Genomic DNA, 231 nt, shown 5'->3' on the forward strand with positions numbered 1-231 from the left:
TGAATGCAGCTATGGGTAGCATGATCGGCGGTACCCATGGCAGCGACAACGGCGGTATCTTCGGTGCAGGCACCATTGGTATGGCAATCGGCGGCGCGTGGGGCATCGTTTCTGGCGCAATCACTGGCGCAATCGCTGGTGCGATGTTTGGCTGGGATAAATCCGCCCAGTTGGCTACTGATTGCTGGACATCCATTTATAATGGCTCCCACGGAATATATTAATTCCTTT

1 pseudogene is annotated in these 231 nt (G+C 53.7%); it reads left to right on the forward strand.

What is annotated here, in order from left to right:
* Positions 1–224 (forward strand): annotated as a pseudogene (locus M8318_RS00030) (hypothetical protein); the annotation flags it as partial.
* Positions 225–231 lie beyond the last annotated feature (7 nt).

It is taken from the genome of Leclercia tamurae (assembly GCF_025566055.1).
In the GTDB taxonomy this organism is placed as follows: domain Bacteria; phylum Pseudomonadota; class Gammaproteobacteria; order Enterobacterales; family Enterobacteriaceae; genus Enterobacter; species Enterobacter tamurae.